Source organism: Achromobacter aegrifaciens (assembly GCF_902859735.1).
Lineage (GTDB): Bacteria > Pseudomonadota > Gammaproteobacteria > Burkholderiales > Burkholderiaceae_B > Achromobacter > Achromobacter aegrifaciens.
In genome coordinates, this window is sequence record NZ_CADIJY010000001.1 from 1,112,724 (window position 1) to 1,134,122 (window position 21,399).

Annotated in this window: 21 protein-coding genes; 15 read left to right on the forward strand and 6 right to left on the reverse strand. The window is 66.5% G+C overall.

The features are described 5' to 3' along the window. Positions 1-86: 86 nt before the first annotated feature. From HV766_RS04985 to HV766_RS04995, 3 genes are read right to left on the reverse strand one after another with little or no spacing between them, the layout of a single operon-like run. Positions 87-302, reverse strand: a complete 216-nt coding sequence (locus HV766_RS04985; protein ID WP_175180692.1) for a hypothetical protein — start codon at positions 300-302, stop codon at positions 87-89. Further along, entirely contained in the window at positions 299-886 is a 588-nt protein-coding gene (locus HV766_RS04990; RefSeq protein ID WP_054451764.1) for an AAA family ATPase, read from the reverse strand. Before HV766_RS04990 ends, HV766_RS04985 begins: the two co-directional genes overlap by 4 nt. Then, positions 883-2,061: a phage tail sheath family protein gene (locus HV766_RS04995; RefSeq protein WP_175180693.1), complete on the reverse strand. Its 1,179-nt coding sequence runs from the start codon at positions 2,059-2,061 to the stop codon at positions 883-885. Before HV766_RS04995 ends, HV766_RS04990 begins: the two co-directional genes overlap by 4 nt. 511 nt (positions 2,062-2,572) lie before the next feature. Here HV766_RS04995 and HV766_RS05000 point away from each other — a divergent pair. Continuing rightward, on the forward strand, positions 2,573-5,044 hold the full coding sequence (locus tag HV766_RS05000; RefSeq protein WP_254593278.1) for a carbohydrate-binding family V/XII: 2,472 nt from the start codon (positions 2,573-2,575) through the stop codon (positions 5,042-5,044). A 135-nt stretch (positions 5,045-5,179) separates the two neighbouring features. After that, positions 5,180-5,788, forward strand: a complete 609-nt coding sequence (locus HV766_RS05005) for a LysE family translocator (RefSeq protein ID WP_119449475.1) — start codon at positions 5,180-5,182, stop codon at positions 5,786-5,788. Between the two features lie 24 nt (positions 5,789-5,812). Here HV766_RS05005 and HV766_RS05010 read toward each other — a convergent pair whose 3' ends face one another. Continuing rightward, positions 5,813-6,556 (reverse strand): hypothetical protein, encoded by a 744-nt coding sequence (locus HV766_RS05010; RefSeq protein ID WP_175180695.1) that lies wholly within the window; start codon positions 6,554-6,556, stop codon positions 5,813-5,815. Between the two features lie 165 nt (positions 6,557-6,721). Here HV766_RS05010 and HV766_RS05015 point away from each other — a divergent pair, with 165 nt between their 5' ends. From HV766_RS05015 to HV766_RS05035, 5 genes are all read left to right on the forward strand, one after another. Further along, positions 6,722-7,516 (forward strand): enoyl-CoA hydratase, encoded by a 795-nt coding sequence (locus HV766_RS05015; RefSeq protein ID WP_125471225.1) that lies wholly within the window; start codon positions 6,722-6,724, stop codon positions 7,514-7,516. After that, positions 7,516-8,652 (forward strand): CaiB/BaiF CoA transferase family protein, encoded by a 1,137-nt coding sequence (locus HV766_RS05020; protein ID WP_175160225.1) that lies wholly within the window; start codon positions 7,516-7,518, stop codon positions 8,650-8,652. The genes HV766_RS05015 and HV766_RS05020 overlap by 1 nt, the downstream gene beginning before the upstream one ends. Positions 8,653-8,691: 39 nt before the next feature. Then, the gene (locus HV766_RS05025; protein ID WP_054451750.1) at positions 8,692-9,603 is read left to right on the forward strand and encodes a LysR family transcriptional regulator; all 912 of its coding nucleotides are present in this window, start codon (positions 8,692-8,694) and stop codon (positions 9,601-9,603) included. A 114-nt stretch (positions 9,604-9,717) separates the two neighbouring features. Beyond that, positions 9,718-10,710 (forward strand): Bug family tripartite tricarboxylate transporter substrate binding protein, encoded by a 993-nt coding sequence (locus HV766_RS05030; RefSeq protein ID WP_175180696.1) that lies wholly within the window; start codon positions 9,718-9,720, stop codon positions 10,708-10,710. 174 nt (positions 10,711-10,884) lie between these two features. Next, positions 10,885-11,646 carry a class II aldolase/adducin family protein gene (locus tag HV766_RS05035; protein WP_054451747.1) on the forward strand — a complete coding sequence of 254 codons (762 nt, stop codon included), beginning with the start codon at positions 10,885-10,887 and terminating at the stop codon, positions 11,644-11,646. Positions 11,647-11,690: 44 nt separating this feature from the next. Here HV766_RS05035 and HV766_RS05040 read toward each other — a convergent pair whose 3' ends face one another. Then, the gene (locus HV766_RS05040) at positions 11,691-12,200 is read right to left on the reverse strand and encodes a DUF1993 domain-containing protein (RefSeq protein WP_054451745.1); all 510 of its coding nucleotides are present in this window, start codon (positions 12,198-12,200) and stop codon (positions 11,691-11,693) included. Between the two features lie 137 nt (positions 12,201-12,337). On the opposite strand from HV766_RS05040, the gene HV766_RS05045 reads away from it, so the two are divergent. The 6 genes from HV766_RS05045 to fhuE all read left to right on the forward strand — a co-directional run bounded on the left by HV766_RS05045 (position 12,338) and on the right by fhuE (position 18,675). After that, complete coding sequence (locus HV766_RS05045) at positions 12,338-13,081, forward strand: GntR family transcriptional regulator (RefSeq protein ID WP_175180697.1); 744 nt, start codon at positions 12,338-12,340, stop codon at positions 13,079-13,081. A 10-nt stretch (positions 13,082-13,091) separates the two neighbouring features. Beyond that, on the forward strand, positions 13,092-13,949 hold the full coding sequence (locus HV766_RS05050) for a sulfite exporter TauE/SafE family protein (RefSeq protein WP_054451742.1): 858 nt from the start codon (positions 13,092-13,094) through the stop codon (positions 13,947-13,949). After that, entirely contained in the window at positions 13,946-14,254 is a 309-nt protein-coding gene (locus HV766_RS05055) for a DUF1634 domain-containing protein (RefSeq protein WP_054451740.1), read from the forward strand. Before HV766_RS05050 ends, HV766_RS05055 begins: the two co-directional genes overlap by 4 nt. A gap of 71 nt (positions 14,255-14,325) precedes the next feature. Next, positions 14,326-15,114 carry an alpha/beta fold hydrolase gene (locus HV766_RS05060; RefSeq protein WP_054451738.1) on the forward strand — a complete coding sequence of 263 codons (789 nt, stop codon included), beginning with the start codon at positions 14,326-14,328 and terminating at the stop codon, positions 15,112-15,114. Between the two features lie 90 nt (positions 15,115-15,204). After that, positions 15,205-16,215, forward strand: a complete 1,011-nt coding sequence (locus HV766_RS05065; protein WP_054451736.1) for a Dyp-type peroxidase — start codon at positions 15,205-15,207, stop codon at positions 16,213-16,215. A 264-nt stretch (positions 16,216-16,479) separates the two neighbouring features. Next, positions 16,480-18,675: a ferric-rhodotorulic acid/ferric-coprogen receptor FhuE gene (gene fhuE / locus HV766_RS05070; RefSeq protein ID WP_054452280.1), complete on the forward strand. Its 2,196-nt coding sequence runs from the start codon at positions 16,480-16,482 to the stop codon at positions 18,673-18,675. A 35-nt stretch (positions 18,676-18,710) separates the two neighbouring features. On the opposite strand, the gene HV766_RS05075 is transcribed toward fhuE, so the two are convergent. Next, positions 18,711-19,487, reverse strand: a complete 777-nt coding sequence (locus tag HV766_RS05075; protein WP_175180698.1) for a bestrophin-like domain — start codon at positions 19,485-19,487, stop codon at positions 18,711-18,713. A gap of 160 nt (positions 19,488-19,647) precedes the next feature. Between HV766_RS05075 and HV766_RS05080 the strand changes: the two genes are divergently transcribed. Then, positions 19,648-20,697, forward strand: a complete 1,050-nt coding sequence (locus HV766_RS05080) for an NADP(H)-dependent aldo-keto reductase (RefSeq protein WP_054451732.1) — start codon at positions 19,648-19,650, stop codon at positions 20,695-20,697. A 190-nt stretch (positions 20,698-20,887) separates the two neighbouring features. Next, positions 20,888-21,319: a YciI family protein gene (locus HV766_RS05085; protein ID WP_054451730.1), complete on the forward strand. Its 432-nt coding sequence runs from the start codon at positions 20,888-20,890 to the stop codon at positions 21,317-21,319. Positions 21,320-21,399: the final 80 nt, after the last annotated feature.

Sequence of the window (21,399 nt, forward strand, 5' to 3'; positions counted from 1 at the left end):
CTGATGATACCGTGGCGGCCGGCCAGGTTTTCCTGCGCGCGCCGCGCCCGCATCGCACGCAGCGCCATTCTGCGGCGGCGCGGCGCTCAAGTCGGGTCGTTGCCGGCGCGCGCGTCAGCGGCGCCGGCGCTGTTGTTCAATGAGCTGGCCAGCGCGGGGGCGGCCTCGTCCGCTGCGGGCTGTTGCTCCGTGCGCCGCATCAGCCGTTTGCTCACCATGGCGGCGACGAAGGCATTGCGTTGGGCCGCGTTGTAACCGGGGTGGCTGAGTTCGCGTACGTATTCGTTGATCACGGGTTTCATGGATGTTCTCTCGTCTTGAGGCCAGGCAGGGGCCGGGCGTGTTGGCTTGCATCGGCGCGGACGGCTTGCAGCAGGCGCGCCATGGTGACTTCGGCGCCGGTGTCGGCGGTAAAGAGCGCGCGGCTCCAGCGGCGCGCGCGCTGATCCGGCGCGGGCGCCGGAAACTGGACCACGAAGCGCAGCCGCCTCAGGAATGCGCTGTCCAGGTTGGACTTCAGGCTGGCGGCCCGCGACGCCAGGCCGCGGTAGGACTGCATGGGTTGCAACAGGTAGCTGACCTCGATATTGGCGTAGCGGTCATGGCTGTCCTTGACGTTCGCGCGCTTTCCGAAGAGAGCGTCGGCTTCGTCGAAGTACAGGACCGCGCCGCGCTGCTCGACCGACTCGAACAGGCGGCTCAGGTTTTCCTCGGTTTCGGCGATGTATTTGCTGACGATCCTGGACAGGTCGATGCGATGCAGCGCCAGCCCCGTATCGCGCGCCAGTTCCTCGGCAGCCTCGAAGGCCTGCGCCCGAGCGCGCGGGTCATGTTGGACGCCGGTGTCCCAAAACGCGAGGATGCGCGGTTCCGTGGGTGCGTTCATGGGGGACTTCCTTCCGTTTGCCCGGCGCGTTGCTGGACCCGGATGACCACGAACTCGGCCGGCCTGAGCGGAGCGAATCCCACCAGGATGTTGACCATGCCGCGATCCCTGTCCTGTTGCGTGGTGGTCTCGCCATCGCACTTGACCAGATAGGCATCGCGGGGCGTGCCGCCCTGGAAGGCGCCCTGGCGGAACAGTGCATTCATGAAGGCGCTGACGTTCAGCCTGATCTGTGCCCAAAGCGGCTCGTCGTTGGGCTCGAACGCGGCCCACTGCGTTCCGCGCAAGAGCGATTGTTCCAGGTGCAGCGCCAGGCGGCGCACCGGCACGTACTTGTATTCCGAGGCGAAGTGGTCCGTGCCTTGCAGGGTCCGCGCGCCCCAGCAGACCGGGCCGCGTCCGGCAAAGGTGCGCAGACAATTGACGCCCAGGGTATTCAGGTTGCGGCTCTCGTCGTCGCTGACCGCCGCGGCCAGGGACAGGACGCCAGCGAGGCCCGCGTCGATGCCGGCTGGCGCTTTCCAGACGCCGAGGTCGGCGTCGGTGCGCGCATACAGGCCCGCGATCGTGCCGCAAGGCGCGGTCAGGCGCGGCAGGCCATTCTTCAGCGGGTCGGCCGCGCGGGTCCAAGGGAAATACAGCGCGGCATGATCGGACCTGGGCAGCGCCGCACCCATGACTGCGGCCGCCATGGAGGCCGCATCGGCCGCCGCGGGCGGCGCATCGATGATCATGAAGGCGTGCAGCTCTTTGCAGTAGGACACGGCATCGGCCAGCACGATGCTGTGCGTGATGCCGGGCAGGCATAGCAGGTTGAAGGCATGGGCATCGTCCAGCGCGTAGAGGCCCCGGCGCTGCGCGCGCTGGCCGATGAAAGCGGCATGCGCCTCCAGCGGATCGTTCTGCGCAGGCTGCGCCACGCGCACGACCCAGGCTTGAGCGCCGCCGTTCAGGAAGAATTGAAGCACCGCGTAGCCGAGTTCGCAGCCCTCGGCCAGCCCGCCGAACTCGCGTTCGTAGTCGGCGAAATCCTGGATGTGGACGGGATGGTTGAGCGGTCCGCGCATGGCCGTGCCCAGGAACGCGGCAACCGAGGTCGGCGCGCCGGCAATGGTGCGCACGCCTGCGGGAATTTCCTGGACATACACCCCGGGATGAGTCAGGGCAGGGACCATGAACTGCTCCTTTCCACGGCGACTTGATGGCGTGAACCTGCAGCAGGAGAGTCTTCGCGGGACGGCCGAAGCGCCGCGGACAGAGGGCCGGGCGTGGGCGCGACACGCCGTAGCGCGGGCGTCTGGCGGGCGTTGCGCCGCGCTTCTAGTTGGATTGCAGCGGAAAGGCAATCGGGCATAAGCAGCAGCCCTGATGAGATGTTTTATAGAAGGTCTGATAAAAGCGGGCAATAGCTTTTCAGCGGTGTTAACGTTCTGTTGCTTATTCAGAAGCCGGCCCTTGCAGGACGCCTTGCAGGCAGGCCGGTCGAGGCTTGGCCCGTAGCGGCGGCGCTGCGGGAAATCAGAGTGGCCGGGGGCCCGACTGGCGGCCGCGGCCCTCAACGAGGAGCGCGAGATGTGTAGCCTGACCCGACTGTGGCGCGTGCATGTTTTCCCGACAACATCGTCAGCGCCCGCGAACCCGCCCGGGCGCCTTTCTCGCCTCGCTCTCGCCCTTGCCGTGGCCGGCATGGCTGCCGGCGCGGGCCTGACGCCAACCGGCGCGGCGCAGGCGCAAGCCCAGGGACAGACCCCGGCGCAAACGGCGCCCGCCCAATCCGATGCGCAGGAAGAGGCCGCGCGTTCGCTGCAATGGCCGCGCAGTTTCGAGGCCGCCGACGGCACGCGCGTGGAGCTCTATCAACCCCAGATAGATACCTGGACTGCCGACCGCATCACAGGCCGCATGGCGGTGGCGGTCGGCGCCGCCAAGGGCAATCCCACCTACGGCGTGGCAGACTTTTCCGCCCGTGCCGAGGTCAACAAGCCGGCGGGCCTGGTGCATCTGTCGGACATCCGGATCGAGCGCGTGCAGGTGCCCACCTCGCCGGAAGCCGCCGCCAAGCTGCGCAGCCAGCTTGAAGCGCGCCTGCCGGCCAAGGGCGTGGTCACGCGGCTTGATGCACTGCAACTGAGCTATACGCTGTCCCAGAACAACCCGGCCACGAAAACCGTCCCGGTGGACAACGCGCCGCCGCGCATCATCTACCGCACGGTGCCGACCGTGCTGGTGCTGATCGACGGCGGACCTGTATTGGCCGAGGTGCCTGATGCCGCAGGCTGGCGCCGGGTCGTCAACACGCGCGCGTTGATGCTGGCGGACAACGCGGGCCGCTATTTCCTGCAGGCCGCTGGCCATTGGTACGAAGCGCGCACCGCCACCGGGCCGTGGACGGACCTGCCGCAGCCGCCCGAGGCTCTGCAGGCCGCCGCTGTTGCGGCGCGCCGCAAGGCCGAGCCGGACCCGATGCTGCCGCATGGCGGCAAGGCGCCGCACCGCGCGCCCGCCATCGCGGTGTCCACCGCGCCGGCCGAGTTGCTGGTGACCGTCGGCCAGCCTGAAATGCGGCCGGTGCCAGGGACTTCGCTGCTGTCGGTGGCCAATGCCGATCATGCCCTGTTCATGAATCCGGGCGACAACCGCTACTACGTGCTGGTGTCCGGCCGCTGGTTCCGGGGCGCCAGCCTGGACGGCCCCTGGTCCTACGTGCCGGGCAAGCAGCTGCCGCGCGATTTCGCCAAGATTCCGTCAAAGGATCCGCAGTCGGGCGTGCTGGCTTCGGTGCCGGGCACGCCGCAGGCCAAGGAGGCGCTGATTGCCTCCACCATTCCGCAGACCGCCACGGTGTCGCGCAGCGCGGCGAAATTGCAGGTGGAATATGCCGGCGGCTCCCCGACGCTGCGGCCCATCGAGGGTACGGCGCTGTATTACGCCGCCAATTCGCAGGTGCCGGTGATACAGGCCGAAGGCCGCTACTACGCGTTGTCGCGCGCTGTCTGGTTCGTATCGGATTCGCCCATGGGGCCGTGGCGCGTGGCTGACCATGTGCCGGCGATCATCTACGCCATACCCGTCAGCTCGCCGCTGCACTACGTCACCTACGTGCAGGTGTACGGATCCACCCCGCAGAGCGTGGTGTTCGGCTACACGCCGGGCTACATGGGCGTGGTGGCCAGTCCCGACGGCACCGTGGTGTACGGCACGGGTTACGCGTATCCGCCGGTCATCGTGCAGGACACCTGGGTGGGCTATCCGCCCAGCTATGGCTACGACGCGGCCTTCGCCACCGCGACCGGTTTCGCCTTCGGCTTCGTCGCTGGCGAGACCTGGGGGGGCGCGGCGCCCTATTGGGGGCCATACTGGGGCGCGCCTTATTGGGGCGGCGTCAACGTGAACCAGGTCGACGTCTATGGCGCCTGGGGCGGCTCCGGCGTGGTCACGCACGCGGCCGGCTGGAACGGCTGGACCGGCACCGAATGGCAGGGCACCCACGCCGAGGGCTACAACCCGCAGACCGGCGCAGCCTTCGAAGGCACGCGCGGCGCGGCCTATAACGAGTACACCGGCAATGCGGCTGCCGGGCGGCGCGACGCCTATACCAACCCGACGACCGGCGCCTCGGGCGCGGGCCGGGCGGGCGTGGTCGCCAACGACGACGGCCAATGGGCTGCCGGCCGCCAGGACGTGCGCACCAATACCAACACCGGCCGCAGCACCATCTCGTCGGCCACGGCGACCGGCACGGCGGGCGACGGCGTCAACAGCGTGGACCGGCGCGGTGCCACGTACGACCGCAACACGAATAGCGGCATGGCGTGGAACAACGGCAACGTGTACGCAGACCATAACGGCAATGTCTACGAGCACAACGACAACGGCTGGCAGCAGCACACCAGTTCGGGTTGGCAACCGGTGCAGCCTAGCGCGCAGTCCGGCGGCAATTACCTGAACGGCCAGCGCCAGGCGCGCGACTATTCCGGCGACCGCATGGGCGGCATGGAGGGCGGCGGTTGGCAGGACCGCGGAATGCAGGGCGGCGGCTGGCGCGACCGCGGCATGGGGGGCGCGGAAGGCGGCGGCTGGCAGGGGCGCGGCATGGGCGGCCGGGGAGGCTGGGGCGGCGGCTTCGGCGGATTCCATGGTGGAGGGTTCCGCCGCTGAGCGGCAGGCCGCCAGAGCAGGCGGCGCGGAAGGGGGGAGCGGCGCCTGCCGGTCCGCTTCCATTCCGGCCGCATTTGCGCAGCTCTGGCGCCGCGGTCTAGACTGGCCGCTTTCCCTTCTTTCACGCACTCCGCCATGGCGCTGCATAGCTGGCTCATCTATCTGGTCGCGGTCATCGGCCTGTCGGTAACCCCCGGACCGAACACGCTGCTCGCGCTGACCCATGGGGCACTGCATGGGCACCGCAAGGCCCTGTGCACCATCGCGGGCGGCGCAGTGGGCTTTGTCGCGCTCATCGCCTTGTCGATGCTGGGTATCAGCGCCTTGCTCAAGGCCTGGGGCCCAGCGCTGACGGTATTGAAGTGGGCGGGCGGGGCCTATCTGATCTGGCTCGGCATCCAGCTCTGGCGCGCCCCGGGCGTGCAGTTGCAGCCGGCCCCCGATATGCCGCGCATACGCGGCATGCGCATGTTCAGCCAGGGCCTGCTGTCGGCCATTTCCAATCCCAAGGCCCTGCTGTTCTACGGCGCCTTCCTGCCGCAGTTCATCGATCCTGCGCGCAGCCTGTACACGCAGTTCGCGATCATGGCCGGGACCTTCGTGGTGGTGGAGTTCCTGGTCGAGTACGTGTTGGCGCGACTGGCGCATCGCGTGCGCCCCTGGCTGGAACGCGCCGGCCGGCGTTTCAACAAGGTGTGCGGCGGTTTGTTTGCCGCCATGGGGGCGGCGCTGCCGGGGTCCTGATCGCCGGCGTGCTGCGTTGCCGCTTCAGTCCTCAGCGAGCCACCGCCCGGATTCCGGATCGATCGCCGCCCGGGCTCCATCCATCCGCACTTGTTCCTCATCCAGCCGCGCGGCGGTAGCCGGATCGACATCGAAGGCAATGCCGAGCGCGCTTGCGATGCGGGCGTCTTCAATAGGCAGTTCCCACGTCAGGAACAATTGCGCCAGTTCCAGGCCGGCCGCGAAGTCGGCCTCGCGAAAACCCTTGCCGTCGCGCGGGATGACGGCATGCGGCTGGCAGGTATCGAAGATCATGGCGGTGCCGCGCACGAGCGGAATGCGCAGGCCGGCGGCCGGGAAGTGCACGTCCAGGCCCCGGTCTTCGCTCAGGAACAGATTGCAGAAGGCGGCGCCGCCATATTGGCCGCCGTCATGGTGGTAGCGGGCGCCGCGGCAGGCCATGAGGGCGATGTCGGCGCTCGCCAGCACGTCGGACAGCCCCCGGTCGTGCGTCCAGTCGCGCATGGCTTGCAGGCATAGTCCGTATTCGGGCCAGCGCGCCTGCGTGCGCGCCAGCGGCATCTGCTCCACGTCCCCGGGTTCCAGATACAGGCGCGTGGCCATCTCGCGCTCCCAATCCGACAGCACGCACGCGGGCGGCACGGGTATGTCCAGCGTGGCGGTCAGCACCGTGCCGCTGACGCTGCGGCTGCGCATGGCGTCGCCGCTCCAGTAGAAGGATGTCAGGCGGCCGGGCGTGTAATGATGCGAGGGTGGGGCGTGGTTCATCGGGCTTCGAGCATCCGCGCGGGTTGCGGTTGGGCGGCTATCGTACCCAAGCCGCCCGCGCTTCGGTATTTATTCCATTCCAGACTTATTTCATGAAAATTACTCGTTTGTTGTGATGAAACCTCGCCCTTAGCATCGGTGACGATAACCCTAGCTGGAGTTTCCATGACCGCGCCTGTTCCCGCCTTTTCCCATGCCCTCGTGACCCGCGACGAGCGCGGCGTCTACACCTTGCAGATCCACGATGCCAAGAGCCTGAACATCCTGGCCTCGGCGGTCACGTTGAGCCTGACCGAGGCCGCCCGCTGGATTGGCGCGCAGGACGATGCCCGCGCCGTCGTTATCCGCGGCTCGGGCGAGCGTGCCTTCGTGGGCGGCGCCAACATCTATGAAATGGCCGAACTCGACCCGCAGGGCGCGCGCGAGTTCATCACCCGGCTGCGCGACCTGTGCGACGCCGTGGCCGCGATTCCGGTGCCTACCATCGCCCGCATTCCGGGCTTCTGCCTGGGCGCCGGCATGGAGCTGGCCGCGGCCTGCGACATCCGCCTGGGCTCGGCGGACGCGGTTTTCGGCATGCCCGAGGTGCGCGTGGGCATTCCGTCCGTGATCCACGCCGTGCTGCTGCCGGCCATCATCGGTCCCGGTCCCACCAACTGGCTGCTGCTGACCGGCGAGACCGTGGACGCGACCCAGGCCCGGCAGTGGGGCTTCCTGGAATTCGTCAGCGAGACCGGCGCGCTGGACGCCCTGGTCGAGCGCACCGTGGCGCCCATCGCCGAAAGCGGTCCGATCGCCGTGCGTTCGCAGAAGGCCCTGCTGCGCTACTGGAGCGAGTCGACTGTCGAGGCCGGCCTGGATCGCAGCGTGGCGGCGTTCGGCGAGGCCTTCACCACCGACGAGCCGCGCCGCTACATGGCGCCCTTCGTCAATCGCAAGAAGCAGCAGGAGGCCAAGTAATGGCCGGTCCGCTCGCGGGCGTGCGCGTCATCGACCTGACGTCGGTGGCCATGGGGCCGTACGGCACGCAGATCCTCGCCGACATGGGCGCGGAGGTCATCAAGGTCGAGGCGCCCGAAGGCGACGTGTTCCGCACCTCGGCTCCGGCCGCGAGTCCGGGCATGGGGCCGGCTTACCTGAACCTCAACCGCAACAAGTACAGCGTGACGCTGGATGCCAAGACGCCGGCCGATCGCGAAAGCCTGCTGCGCCTGATCGATGGCGCGGACGTGTTCGTGTCCAACGTGCGTCCGGCGGCCCTGGCGCGCCTGGGCCTGGACGCGGACACGCTGCGCGCGCGCAACCCGCGCCTGATCCATTGCTCGGCCGTGGGCTTCGGCCAGGACGGCCCCTATGCGGCGCGTCCGGCCTTCGATGACATCATCCAGGCCATGAGCGGCCTGGCCGATTTGCAGGGGCGCAACAGCGGCGCGCCGGCCTATGTGAACACCATCCTTGCCGACAAGGTGGCGGGCCTGACGCTGGCCTACGCCATACCCATGGCGCTGTACGAGCGCGAGCGTTCGGGTCAGGGGCAGGCGGTTGAGGTCCCCATGTTCGAGACCCTGGTCTCTTTCACGTTGATCGAACACATGAGCGGCCACAGCTTCGTGCCGCCGCGGGGACCCATGGGCTACAGCCGCGTGCTGTCGCCGCAGCGGCGTCCCTACCGTACTCGCGACGGCTACCTGGCGCTGCTGCCCTACACCGACGCGCAGTGGCGGCGCTTCTTCGCCCTGGCCGAACGTGCGGACCTGGCGGCGGACGCGCGCTATGTCGACGCAAGCGCACGCGCGCGGCACTTCGACGAGCTCTATCAGGACCTGGCGGACATCGTCGCCTTGCGCGGTACCGAGGAATGGCTGGCGCTGCTGGCGGACGCGGACATTCCGCACTCGCGGGTGAACACGCCGGAAGCCCTGTTCGAGGATCCGCACCTGAAGGCGACGGGCTTCTTCCAGCGCGTGGAACATCCGACCGAAGGGCCGCTGGTGGCCGCCGGCATCCCGGTGCGCTTCTCGCGCACGCCGGGCGAGATCAGGCGCCAGGCGCCGCGCCAGGATGCCGATCGCGATATGCTCGAGCCTGCGCGCTGAGGCCGGCATGGCCGGCGGCGCCTGGCGGCGACTTCGACCATGAACATCACTCTCAAGCAATTGCGCGTGTTTTGCGCGCTATACGAACTGCGCAGTTTCACGGCGGCCGCGCGCGCAGCCTTCGTGACGCAATCGGCCGTCAGCAAGCTCTGCGCCGAACTTGAGGCCGAGGTCGGCCAGCCGCTGTTCGAGCGCTCCACCCGCAGCGTCACGCCCTGCGACGGCGCGGCGGATTTCTACGCCTATGCCCAGGAAATCCTGGGCACCGTGCGCGCCGCCGAGCGCAGCATGTCGGGCCTGCGCACGCTGGAGCGCGGCACGGTGGGCGTGGCCACTTCGCCGCTGATGATGGTCGGCCTGCTGGGCGAGGTGGTGGCCGACTATCACCGCGCCCATCCCAGCGTGAAGCTGGATTTGTTCGAACTTTCCACCGACGACACCATCGAGCACGTGCGCAACGGCCGCGCCGACTTCGGCATCGTCTCGGTCGAAATCCCTTCGGAAGAACTGGCCACCCGGGTCATCTATCGCGACACCATGTACGCGGTGTGCGCGCCGCGCCATGCGTTGACGCGCAAGCGTTCAGTGTCGTGGGCCGACGTGGCCGCCCATGATCACATCATGCTACGCAACGTGTATAGCGTGCGGCGCAGCCTGGACCGCGTGGCGGCCGACCTGAACCTGGAATTCCGCTACCGCATCGAGGCCGGCATGCTGACCTCGGCGTTGAAGCTGGTCGGCGCGGGCCTGGGGATAACGGTCGTGCCCGGTTATGCCTGCGATCTGGCGCGGCAGTTGGGCCTGCGCATCCTCGCCATAGACGGCGCTCGCAAGCACGGGCACGAACTCTGGCTCATCCAGCGCCGCAACGCGCGGCTGTCGCTGGCGGCTTCAGCCTTCCTGCAGGCGACCGAGGAATATCTGCGGCAGCGCCAGGCTTCAGAGAATTAATCCCAGTTTGGAATAAGTCTATGAAAATTAGTCCCTTGTTGGGATAAACGGGTCGCAAGCATCATACGGTCAGAGTTCAAGAGGCCGACCCGCGGCCCCTCACAGGAGACAAGCATGATCCGACCGTTCGGCGTCCGCCGCCGCCTGCTGGCCGCTGGCAGCCTCACCGTCCTGACCGCGCTGGCTGGCGCACTGCCGTCCGTGGCATTGGCGCAGGGCGCCTATCCTGACAAGCCCATCACCATCGTCGTGCCGTTCTCTCCGGGCAGCGCCACCGACACCAGCGCGCGCATCATTGCCGAGAAGCTCGGCCCACGCCTGAACGTGCCCGTCGTCATCGAGAACAAGCCCGGCGCGTCTGGCACCATCGGCGCCTCGTTCGTCGCGCGCGCCCAGCCCGACGGCTACACGCTGATCCTCACCAGCAGCTCGACGCACTCGGCCACGCCGGCGTTGTTCCGCAAGCTGCCGTTCGATCCCACCGGCGACTTCACCCACGTCGTGCGCATCGCCACCATTCCGATGATGCTGGTGGTGCGCGAGGACGCGCCCTACAAGTCGCTGCAGGAACTGGTCAAGGCCACGCAGGCCAAGCCCCTGAACTACGCGTATGGCTCGCCCACCAGCCAGATCGCCGGCGCCACCTTCAACACGGTGGCGGGCGCCGCGGCCAACGGCGTGCCGTACAAGAGCCAGCCGCCGGCCGTGACCGACCTGCTGGGCGGCCACGTCGACTACCTGTTCGCCGACCTCTCTGTCGTGACCTCGTTCATGCAGGCCGGCAAGCTGCGCGGCCTGGCCTACACGGGCCATGAACGCGCCAAGGAGTTTCCCAGCGTGCCGACGCTGGCCGAGCTGGGCTACCAGAAGTTCGACCTGGTCGTGTGGGTCGGCGTGGCCGTGCCGGCCAAGACGCCCGACGCCATCGTGCAGAAACTGAACCAGGAAGTCGCCGCCATCCTGCGCGAGCCGGACGTGCTGCAGCGCTTCGAATCCCTGGGCATGCAGGTCTCGCCCAACAGCGTGGCTGAACACCAGGCCTTCGCGCAGTCGCAGCGCCAGGTCTGGACCCAGCGCGCGATCGACGTGAAGATCGAACCGCAGTGATCGAACCGCAATAAACGGCGGGAAACGAACAGGGCGTCCGACGGGCGCCCTTTTTCCATGAGACGGGGTGACCGCTCCTTGGCCGCGCCCCGTGCCGGCCGCCGCCAAAACGAATAAAGTGCCAGACAGCGTCCGCCCGATCGCGGCGGGCAATCATCAAGACACGGAGACAACATGGATACGGCAGGCAAGGGCGCCAGCGTGCGCGAACAGGTCAGCGCAACGGAATGGGAGGTCCGCAAGGATCTGGCGGCGCTATACCGTTTGGTGGCGCTGTTCGGCTGGGACGATCTGATCTTCACCCACATCACGGCCAAGGTGCCGGGGACCGAACATTTCCTGATCAACCCCTACGGCATGATGTTCGACGAAATCACGGCATCGAGCCTGGTCAAGATCGATCTGGACGGGCGCAAGGTGATGGAGTCGGAGTACGACATCAATCCAGCCGGCTTCACCATCCATAGCTGTATCCACGCGGCTCGCAAGGACGCGATGTGCGTGCTGCATACGCACTCCATCAACGGCGTGGCGGTGTCGGCGCAGAAGGCCGGCCTGCTGCCGCTGTCGCAGTTCGCGTTCATCGTGCTGCGTTCGCTCAGCTACCACGACTACGAAGGCCTGGCGCTCAATCCCGAGGAACAGCCTCGCCTGGTGCGGGACCTGGGCAGCAACAGCTATCTCATCCTGCGCAACCATGGCCTGTTGACCGTGGGGCAGAGCATGGCCGAAGCCTTCCAGGCCATGCACCGGCTGGAGGCCGCCTGCATGGTGCAGGTGCGGGCCCAGGCCGGTGGCGAACTGACCTACATTCCGCCTGACATCCTGAAGAACGCCACGGTGGAATCGCAGGCCGACCGCGCGCACAAGGCCATGCTGGCCTGGCCGGGACTGCTGCGCCGCCTGGACCGTCGCAACCCGGGCTACGCGGAGTAGCCGCCGGGCGCGGGCCTCAATGGCTTGAGGCCCGCTGACACGGATCAGTACTTGCCCATGTAATCGCGCTTGCCGATTTCCACGCCGTTGTGGCGCAGGAGGTCGTAGGCCGTGGTCACATGGAAGAAGAACTGCGGCAGCCCATAGTGCAGCAGATAGGCGCTGCCGCTCAGTTTCTTTTCCTTGGGCGTGCCGGGGCGCAGCACGATTTCGCGCGCTTCGCTCTGCGCGAACTGTTCGGGGCCGAACGAAGCCAGGTGCTCCAGCGTCTTGGCGATCAAGGCTTGCAGGCCCGCGAAGGTGGCTTCGCTATCCGGCCACGAAGGCACTTCCGCGCCAGCCAGGCGCGAGGCGATGCCCTTGGCAAAATCCGCGGCGATCTGCACCTGGCGCGACAGCGGGAACATATCGGGGAACAGGCGGGCGCCCAGGTAGGCGTCCGGATCGATGTTCTTTTCCGTGGCGTGGGCTTCCGCTTTCTTCAGCACGTCGGACAGGGCCGACAGCATTTGCGTCAGGACGGGAACGGAGGCGCTGTGCATGAAATTGCTCATATCGTGTCTCGCTTGAGAGTGGCGCCGGCGCGGAAGGCGCCGGGCAGGCCTGCGAAGACTACCAGTTGCCGGCGTCGACATCCGTAATGCATGTTCGCCCTTGCGTCATCATGACATCATGATGTTATGATGTCTTCATGCAAAACGATGCCGAATATGCTCCTCTTTATGCCCGGGTGGAAATGGCCCTGGCTGCGGAAATCTCGTCCGGCAGCCTGTCGCCTGGCGACCGGTTGCCGACGGAAGATCAACTGATCGAGCGCTTCGCCGTCAGCCGCAGCACGGTGCGCAAGGCGGTGGAAAACCTGGTTGCGCGCGGGCTGGCGGAAATCCGGCGCGGCAAAGGCACGTTCGTCACGGAGCCCAAGCTGATGCAGCCGCTGACGGCCCTGAGCGGTTTCGTCGAGGACATGACCGCGCTCGGCCGCCGGGCGACCGCGCGCCTGCTGGACAAGCGCCCGGTGCCGGCCACGGAAGACGTCGCCCGCCAACTGGGTGTGGCGCGCGGCGCGCTGGTCTATCGGATCGAGCGAGTGCGGCTGGCGGACGGCGTGGCCATGTCGTTTGATGAAACCTATCTGCCGCTGGACGTGGGCGACAAAGTCGCCAGCAACGACCTGGAGGCCGAGCCCATCTTCGACCTGCTGGAGCTGCGCTACGACCTGCCGCTGATCGAGGCCGAGTACCAGCTGGAAGCGGTGACGGCGGACGAACGCGTCGCGCAGGCGCTGGGCGTCGCCGCGGGAAGCCCGATCTTCCTCATCGAGCGCACGTCCTACACCGAGGGGCAGCGGCCCGTCGACTACGAAAAGCTGTACTACCGCGGCGACCTGATCCGCTTCAGTACCCGCCTGGCGCGCCAGCCACGCAAGCCGGCCTGAAGCGGCGGCCATGGAGACCTCGACGATCTTCTGGCTGTTCGCCGCCGCCTTCGGCGCCAGCGCGCTGGGCGGGGTGCTGGGGATGGCCAGCGGCATCTTCATCGTGCCCATCCTGACGCTGCTGTTCGGCGTGGACATCCATGTCGCCATCGGGGCCAGCATCATCTCGGTGATCGCCTGTTCCTGCGGCAGCGCCGCGCCTTTCCTGAAAGGGCGGCTGACCAACGTCAGGCTTGCCATCGTCCTGGAGACGGCCACCACGTTGGGGGCGCTGACCGGCGTGTTCCTCATCGGCATCGTCTCGACCGGATTTCTCTACGGCCTGTTCGCAGTGATCCTGGCGCTGTCCGCGCAGCAGATGCTGGCGCGCCGGCGCGAGGCCGTGGCGATTGCGCCCGGCGCCGCCAGCTGGGCCACCGCGTTGCGCCTGCACGCAAGCTTCCCCGACCGCGCGCTGGGCCGGGAGGTGCACTATCAGGTGGACCGCGTGCCGCTGGGGTTGTCGCTGATGTATGGCGCGGGGCTGATTTCGGCCTTGCTCGGAATAGGCTCGGGGGTGCTCAAGATTCCGGCCATGGATGCCGCGCTGAAGCTGCCCATCAAGGTCTCGTCGGCGACGTCCAATTTCATGATCGGCGTGACCGCCGCCGCCAGCGCGGGCGCCTATTTCGTGCGCGGCGACATCGACATAGGCATCGCCGGACCGGTCGCGCTGGGTTCGGTCGCGGGCGCTTTGCTCGGCGCCCGCCTGCTGATGGGCCTGCCGGCGGACAAGCTGCGGCTGTTCTTCGTGATCGTGCTGTCCCTGCTGGCGGTGCAGATGCTGCTGAGCGCGTTGGGCGTGCATATCCCGGGAGGCCCGGCATGACGCAGACGGTGGACAAACAGGCGCGGCGCGACCGCGCCATCGCCGGCTTGCTGTGGTACGGAACCTGGCTCGCCTCGGCCCTCATCGCCGCCGGCATGGCTGTGGATTTCCTGTTGCCCGCGCATGGCGGCCTGCGGGACCTTGGACTCGTCAAGGTCGGGGTGGCCCTGTTCATCCTGCTGCCAGTGGCGCGGGTGGCGCTGATGCTGGCCATTTTCCTGCGCGAGCGCGACTACGCCTACACGGCGATTTCCGCGCTGGTCCTGCTCATCATCGCCGCAGGCGTGGTGTCCGGACTGCGGTGAGGCCGCCGGCTTTCCTATAATCGGAGCGCGGTGCGATGGCGCATCGTCGCATACTCTCCCCAGGACTTTTCATGCTTGCCGTTACCAGCCAGGATGTCTACGTGAACACCAGCCAGGGCCGCCTTTTCGCGCGGCGCTGGGATCCCGCCGGTGAGACCGCTGCCGCAGCGCCCATCGTGCTGTTCCATGATTCGCTGGGTTGCGTGGAGCTGTGGCGCGATTTCCCTGAACAACTGGCGCAGGCCACCGGGCGCAGCGTCATCGCCTATGACCGCCTGGGCTTTGGCCGCTCCGATCCCAATACCGCCGTGTTCGAACCCGGCTTTGTGGAAGAAGAAGCGCAGGGCGGATTCCGCAGCCTGCGCGCAGCGCTGGGCATCGGCCCCTACGTGGGGTTCGGCCATAGCGTGGGCGGTGGCATGGCTGTCTGCTGCGCCGGCGTGTATGCCGACGATTGCCGGGCGCTGATCACCGAGTCCGCACAGATGTTTGCCGAAGACCGCACACTGGAAGGCATACGGGCCGCCAAGCAGAATTTCGCAGAACCCGGCCAGCTGGACCGGCTGAAGAAGTATCACGGCGAGAAAGCCGAATGGGTGCTGGGCGCGTGGATCAACACCTGGCTGTCGCCCGAGTTTGCCGCCTGGAACCTGGACGAGCAATTGCGCCAGGTGCGTTGCCCCGTGCTTGCCCTGCATGGCGAAATCGACGAATACGGTTCCCCCAAACACCAGGAAAAGATCGCGGCGCTGGCCGGCGGCCGCCCTGTGCTGCTGGAGAACTGCGGGCATGTGCCGCACCGCGAACAAAGCCGCATCGTGCTGGATGTGGTGAGCGAGTGGTTGAGGGCGGTGCCGTAACCAATCGGGTGCGCACGTACACAGTCCGCGCTTAGAATCGGACTAGCCCTTTCGCGCCGCCGCGCTCGCTTTCTTGAGGTCCCCGATCCGATGTCTGACCGTCAGCCCCTATCCCAAGCCGTCCACAATACGACGACCCGCCACGCGATTTTCATCGTGGCCACCCTCAATGAAGGCGCCGCCGCCGCCGAAACCGTGCGTGGCTGGTGCGCCGATGTCGCCGCCGTTGTCCGCACGGTGGGCACGCGCGCGCCCGAGCAGAATCTTTCCTGTGTCACCGCCTTCGGCTCCACGGCCTGGGACACGCTTTTCGGCGCGCCGCGTCCCGCCGCGCTGCACCCTTTCCGCGAGTTCGGTTCCGGCGAGCGCCTGGCCATGGCGACGCCGGGCGACCTGCTGCTGCACATCCGCGCGGACTCGATGGATTTCTGCTTCGAACTGGCCACCTTGTTGCTGGGCGGATTGGGCGATGCCGTGACGGTCGTGGATGAGGTCCATGGCTTTCGCTACTTCGACCGCCGCGCCATCATCGGCTTCGTCGACGGGACCGAGAATCCGGAAGGGCAGGAAGCATTCGACTTCACCGTCATCGGCGACGAGGACGCCGAGTTCGCCGGCGGCAGCTACGTGCTGGTGCAGAAGTACCTGCACGACATGAAGGCCTGGAATGCGCTGACGGTCGAAGGCCAGGAAGGGGTCATCGGCCGCCACAAGTGGTCCAACGTGGAACTCGACGACGACATCAAGCCCTCGTCCTCGCACAGCGCCCTGACGACCATCGAGGAAAACGGCCAGGAACTGAAGATCCTGCGCGACAACATGCCGTTCGGCCGGCCGGGATCCGGGGAATTCGGCACGTACTTCATCGGCTACGCGCGTTCGCCGCGTCCCATCGAGCTGATGCTGGAGAACATGTTCGTCGGACGTCCGCCCGGCAATTACGACCGCCTGCTCGACTTCAGCCACGCGGTCACGGGCGGCCTGTTCTTCGTGCCGTCGTCCGAGTTGCTGGAAGCGCTTGCCGAGCGCAGCCCGGCGGCCTGTGCGGACGCGGGCGAGCCCGCGGCGCAGGCGTTGGCGTCGGCGGGCAAGGCGGGCTGAGGCACAGCCACGAGCGGCCCTGGCCGCTACCGGGTAGCCGGAATTTCTGGCGCGGCCGCGACGATGGCCGCGCCAGTTTTCATTTTGACGCGCCATTCGACAAGCTACCCGGCCGGCCGGGCGGTCTGCCTGCAACCAGGTTGCGTCCCCAAAACGATACGGACGTCCAGCAGGTGATGCTTGGTTATTCAATAACGCACCTGAGAATTGTTTGCATTACACTTTCTTCCCATTAGAAGTTTCAACATGGGAAAGGAAGCCAACATGCAACACCCCGGGCCCGCCGGCCGCACTCGTTCCGTTCGTCCGCGCCTCGTCCTGCGGCGCACGCCTTGCCTGGTGCTGATGGCACTGGCCTGCGGCACTGCCACGGCTCAGGACGAGGGCGTGGCCACCTTGCAGTCCGTACAGGTGATCGGCAACGCCGACAGCACCACCACCGAGGGCACCGGTTCGTATACGCCGCGCGCCACCGCCGCCAGTACGGGGCTGCCGCTGACATTGCGTGAAACGCCGCAGTCGGTCACGGTGGTCACGCGGCAACGCATGGACGACGAGAACATGCTTTCGCTGGTTGACGTGATGGCGAGCACGCCGGGTATTTCGGTGCAGAACTATGACAGCGAGCGGTATTCGTTCAATTCCCGCGGCTTCAGCGTCAGCAACTACATGTATGACGGAATTCCGACGAGCTTCGACACCGGCTATGCCGCGGGCGAGTCATCGCTCGATCCCATCATCTATGACCGGGTCGAGGTGGTGCGGGGCGCCACCGGCCTGCTGACCGGCGCGGGGAATCCGTCCGCGTCGATCAACCTGGTACGCAAGCATGCCACCAGCCGCGAGTTCAAGGCGGACATGAGCGTCAGCGCTGGCAACTGGGACACCTATCGCGGCACGGTGGATCTGTCCACGCCGCTCAACTCCGCCGGCAGTGTGCGCGGACGCATCGTCTCGGCCTATCAGGACAATCACTCCTACCTGGATGGCTACCAGAACCGCAAGAAGGTGTTCTATGGCGTGGTGGACGCGGACATCACCTCCCGCACGACGCTGAGCGTGGGTTTCAATTACCAGGACAACGACCCGAAACGCAGCAGCTGGGGCGGCTTCCCGCTCTGGTACGCCGACGGCGGCCGCACGGACTGGAGCCGTTCGCTGAACACCGGGGCGGACTGGAGTTCGTGGGGTAGCACGACCCAGGGCGCTTTCGCCAGCCTGGAACACCGCTTCGACAATGGCTGGACTGTCAACGCGGTGGGATCGCATTCAAAGAACGAGATGGATGCCAAGCTTCTCTATCTCTATGGCTGGCCCGACCGCGACACCGGCCTGGGTGTGAACGCATCGCCGGCGTGGTACGTGGGAGACCGCAAGCAGAACAGCCTGGACGTCAAGGCATCCGGTCCGTTCACGCTGTTCGGCCGCCGCCACGAGGCTGTCGTGGGCGCCAGCTTCAACCGCCAGCACGGCGACTTCGACTACCGCTCGGCCCTGTCGAGCGCGGCCGTGGGCAATTTCCTCGACTGGGACGGCTCGTATCCGGAGCCGGAATGGAGCAGCGATTCGGTCACCGCCAATCGGTACACCACCAAGCAAACGGGCTGGTACGGCGCCTTGCGCTTCAATCTTGCCGATCCGCTCAAGCTCATCGTGGGCGGCCGCTACAGCACGTGGGAAACGGATTCGGTCGGCTTTGGCGGCGGCAGCCGCCAGTCTTTCAAGAAGAACGAATTCACGCCCTATGCCGGCCTGCTCTACGACATCAACGAGACCTACACGGCCTACGTCAGCTACACCGGCATCTTCAATCCGCAGAGCTATCAGGACCGCAGCGGCAACTGGCTCGATCCGCTCGAGGGCAAGTCTTACGAAGCGGGCATCAAGGGCGAGTTCCTGGACGGCAAGCTGAACGCCAGCGCCGCGGTGTTCCAGATCGAGCAGGACAATGTGGCCCAGGTCGATCCGGGCTACATGGTGCCGGGCACCATCAACCAGGCCTACACCGCTGCGCAGGGCACGCGCAGCCGCGGTTTTGACCTGGAGGTTTCGGGTGAAGTGATGCCGGGATGGAACCTTGCCGCGGGCTGGTCGCACTGGACTGCGCGCGACGGCGATGGCAATGCCATACAGACCGACCAGCCGCGCAGCCTGGTGCGCGTGTTCACGACTTATACGCTGCCTGGCGATTGGAACCGTCTGACGGTGGGCGGCGGCGTCAACTGGCAAAGCCATGTGTACACGATGGCCAGCGGCCCGAACGGAGAAGAGCGAGTCGGTCAGGGCAGCTATGCGATCACCAATCTGATGGCTCGCTACCGCTTCAATCGCAACCTGAGCGCTCAGCTCAATGTGAACAACCTGTTCGATCGCAAGTACTACAGCCAGATCGGGTTCTACAGCCAGGGCGCGTGGGGGGCGGGACGCAGCGCCATGCTGACGATGCGCTACCAGTACTGACGCGTGCCAGGACGGGGGGCGCAGGCGCCGCGCGCCTAGCGCTCCTGCTCCAGCGTCGCCTTCATCCGCACCATGCTCTCCTGGCTGACCATGATCACGCCGCTGGCTGGCTGGTCGATGTCCAGGATGAAGGTCAGCACCAGGGAAATAAGCGTGGCGAACAGGCCGGTCGAGATCAGCCGCCTGCGCTTGTGCAGCCCGGTGCCGTAGGCGATGAAGCCCATTGCGCCGCCGGTGACGATGAAGAGCAGATAGAAGACGGGCTCGGGTACGTGGTTTTCCAGCGCGACGCGGCGCTTTTCATTGACCTGGGCCATTTCGTTGATGGCCTGGATGAACATGACCGTGGATATCGACGGCGGGTTCTCCAGGACGCTCGCAGCCGTGCTCCGGATCTGGCGCTCGATGCGCCGCGACGTCACGCTGGCCGCGGCCAGGCGCTCCTTGTCGTTGTCGGCGTCGCTGAACTCCAGCGCCGTCGTCGTGTATTCCAGCAAGAGCTTCGCGATGGGATCGCGGGCCGCGGGAGGCAGCAGCTGCGAGCGCCAATAGGCGTTGCCGATGGCGTTGGCCTCTTCCAGCACCAGGTTCTTGCGCGTTTCGAAACGCGTCACCGACATCGCGAAGGTAAAGCCCAGCAGCAGCGCCAGCAGGCCCAGCAAGGCGGTCTGGAGCGCGCCGATATGGGTCTTGGCGGCGTCGTCGGAAGCGCGGCGCTGCCTGCGCCCCAACCGGAAGCCCAGCTCGATGATGGCCAGGCAAGCGATTACGCAGATGAAAAACACGTAGGTTTCATCAATTTCGCGCAGCACGTTGATTTCCGGTGGTTATTTGGGGATAGAGCGTATGCCGAGTGCGGCGCGGCGGGCAAGGGGCGAATAACCCGCAGCCGCGGATCGTTGCCAGGTATTTGAAAAGCTTCTTGGAGTAAGGTGTCGCTTCCCTAGTAAGCGACACCGCACGGAGCAGAAATTGAAATACCGCAAACTCGGCCGTACCGACCTGGATGTCAGCCTGATCGGACTGGGCACCATGACCTGGGGCGAGCAGAACACCGAAGCCGAGGCGCACCAGCAGCTGGACTACGCCCTGGAGCGTGGCATCAATCTGGTTGACGTCGCCGAAATGTATCCGGTGCCGCCCAAGCCCGAAACGCAGGGCCTCACCGAGACCTATATCGGCACCTGGCTGGCGCGCAGCAAGCGCCGCCAGGATATCGTGCTGGCCAGCAAGGCGGCGGGCCCCGTGCGCGACGCGAAGCGTCCGGGCCACATCCGCGACGGCAAGACCCACCTGGACCGCAAGAATCTGACCGCGGCCCTGGATGCCAGCCTGAAGCGCCTGCAAACGGACTACCTGGACCTGTATCAGCTGCATTGGCCCGACCGCACGACGGCCACCTTCGGCAAGCTGTCCTATCCCTGGGTCCAGGACGAGTACACCGTGCCGATCGAGGAAACGCTGGAGGTGCTGCAGGACTTCGTGCGCGCCGGCAAGGTGCGCCACATCGGCGTGTCCAATGAAACGCCCTGGGGTGTCGGCCAGTTCCTGCGGCATGCCGAGAACAAGAGCTTGCCGCGCATCGCAACCATCCAGAACGCCTACAGCCTGCTGAACCGCGTCTACGAGATCGGCCTGTCTGAGTACTCGCACCACGAAGGCGTGGGCCTGTTGGCCTATTCGCCGCTGGCGATGGGCATGCTTTGCGGCAAGTACCTGGACGGAGCGCGCCCGGCCGGCGCCCGCCTGACGCTCTACACGCGCTTCACCCGCTACAGCAATGAGCAGGCCGAGGCCGCCACCCGCGCCTACGTCGAACTGGCGCGCACGCACGGCATTTCGCCCACCCACCTGGCCCTGGCCTGGGTCAACCAGCGCCCCTTCGTCACCAGCAACCTGATCGGCGCGACCACGCTGGAACAGCTGAAGGAGAACATCGACAGCGTGGACGTGACCCTGTCGGCCGAGGTGCTGGAGGCGATCGACAAGATCCACGCCCGCCAGCCGAATCCGGCGCCGTGATGCGCTGATCGCCCCGTCAGCCATGGCGGCAAGAACCCATGACGCTTTCCGGGCGTCATGGGTTTTTTCATGGAGGACGCCGACCCGGCCACGGATACACTTTTTTTCCTGGCGGCTGTCGATTTCGACTGGCGCGGTTCGTCGTGTGGATGGAGCATGCAAGTTCCACCATCCACACAAGGAGACCGAGATGCGATTCATGGTTCAAGTCAGGGCCACCGCCGATAGCGAAGCAGGGGTGATGCCCACCCAGCAACTGCTGGCCGACATGGGGCGGTTCAACGAGGAACTGGTCAAGGCGGGCGTGATGCTGGCGGGCGACGGCCTGAAACCCAGCTCCAAGGGCGCACGGGTGCACTTTTCCGGCAGCAGCCGGCAGGTGATAGACGGCCCCTTTGCGGAAACCAAGGAGCTGATCGCCGGCTACTGGCTCTGGGAGTGCGCCTCGCTGCAGGAGGCGATCGAATGGGTCAAGCGCTGTCCGAATCCGATGCCCGGCCCGTCAGACATCGAGATCCGCCCGCTGTACGAGGCCGACGATTTCGGCGAGGAGTTCACGGCGGAGCTGCGCGCCCAGGAGGAGCGGCTGCGCGATCAGTTGGAGAAAGCGTCCAAGCAGTGACCGCAGGGCCGGAGCGGCATGGGGAAGTTCGCAGTTGTTAATATAATTGCGAATCAGTCTTATTTATAAGAAATCGACAT

Excerpts from the sequence above, each read along its gene's own strand:
- HV766_RS04985 (WP_175180692.1), bottom strand. The coding sequence starts at position 302 with ATGAAACCCGTGATCAACGAATACGTACGCGAACTCAGCCACCCCGGT.
- HV766_RS04990 (WP_054451764.1), bottom strand. The coding sequence starts at position 886 with ATGAACGCACCCACGGAACCGCGCATCCTCGCGTTTTGGGACACCGGC.
- HV766_RS04995 (WP_175180693.1), bottom strand. The coding sequence starts at position 2,061 with ATGGTCCCTGCCCTGACTCATCCCGGGGTGTATGTCCAGGAAATTCCC.
- HV766_RS05000 (WP_254593278.1), top strand. The coding sequence starts at position 2,573 with ATGGCTGCCGGCGCGGGCCTGACGCCAACCGGCGCGGCGCAGGCGCAA.
- HV766_RS05005 (WP_119449475.1), top strand. The coding sequence starts at position 5,180 with ATGGCGCTGCATAGCTGGCTCATCTATCTGGTCGCGGTCATCGGCCTG.
- HV766_RS05010 (WP_175180695.1), bottom strand. The coding sequence starts at position 6,556 with ATGAACCACGCCCCACCCTCGCATCATTACACGCCCGGCCGCCTGACA.
- HV766_RS05015 (WP_125471225.1), top strand. The coding sequence starts at position 6,722 with ATGACCGCGCCTGTTCCCGCCTTTTCCCATGCCCTCGTGACCCGCGAC.
- HV766_RS05020 (WP_175160225.1), top strand. The coding sequence starts at position 7,516 with ATGGCCGGTCCGCTCGCGGGCGTGCGCGTCATCGACCTGACGTCGGTG.
- HV766_RS05025 (WP_054451750.1), top strand. The coding sequence starts at position 8,692 with ATGAACATCACTCTCAAGCAATTGCGCGTGTTTTGCGCGCTATACGAA.
- HV766_RS05030 (WP_175180696.1), top strand. The coding sequence starts at position 9,718 with ATGATCCGACCGTTCGGCGTCCGCCGCCGCCTGCTGGCCGCTGGCAGC.
- HV766_RS05035 (WP_054451747.1), top strand. The coding sequence starts at position 10,885 with ATGGATACGGCAGGCAAGGGCGCCAGCGTGCGCGAACAGGTCAGCGCA.
- HV766_RS05040 (WP_054451745.1), bottom strand. The coding sequence starts at position 12,200 with ATGAGCAATTTCATGCACAGCGCCTCCGTTCCCGTCCTGACGCAAATG.
- HV766_RS05045 (WP_175180697.1), top strand. The coding sequence starts at position 12,338 with ATGCAAAACGATGCCGAATATGCTCCTCTTTATGCCCGGGTGGAAATG.
- HV766_RS05050 (WP_054451742.1), top strand. The coding sequence starts at position 13,092 with ATGGAGACCTCGACGATCTTCTGGCTGTTCGCCGCCGCCTTCGGCGCC.
- HV766_RS05055 (WP_054451740.1), top strand. The coding sequence starts at position 13,946 with ATGACGCAGACGGTGGACAAACAGGCGCGGCGCGACCGCGCCATCGCC.
- HV766_RS05060 (WP_054451738.1), top strand. The coding sequence starts at position 14,326 with ATGCTTGCCGTTACCAGCCAGGATGTCTACGTGAACACCAGCCAGGGC.
- HV766_RS05065 (WP_054451736.1), top strand. The coding sequence starts at position 15,205 with ATGTCTGACCGTCAGCCCCTATCCCAAGCCGTCCACAATACGACGACC.
- fhuE (WP_054452280.1), top strand. The coding sequence starts at position 16,480 with ATGCAACACCCCGGGCCCGCCGGCCGCACTCGTTCCGTTCGTCCGCGC.
- HV766_RS05085 (WP_054451730.1), top strand. The coding sequence starts at position 20,888 with ATGCGATTCATGGTTCAAGTCAGGGCCACCGCCGATAGCGAAGCAGGG.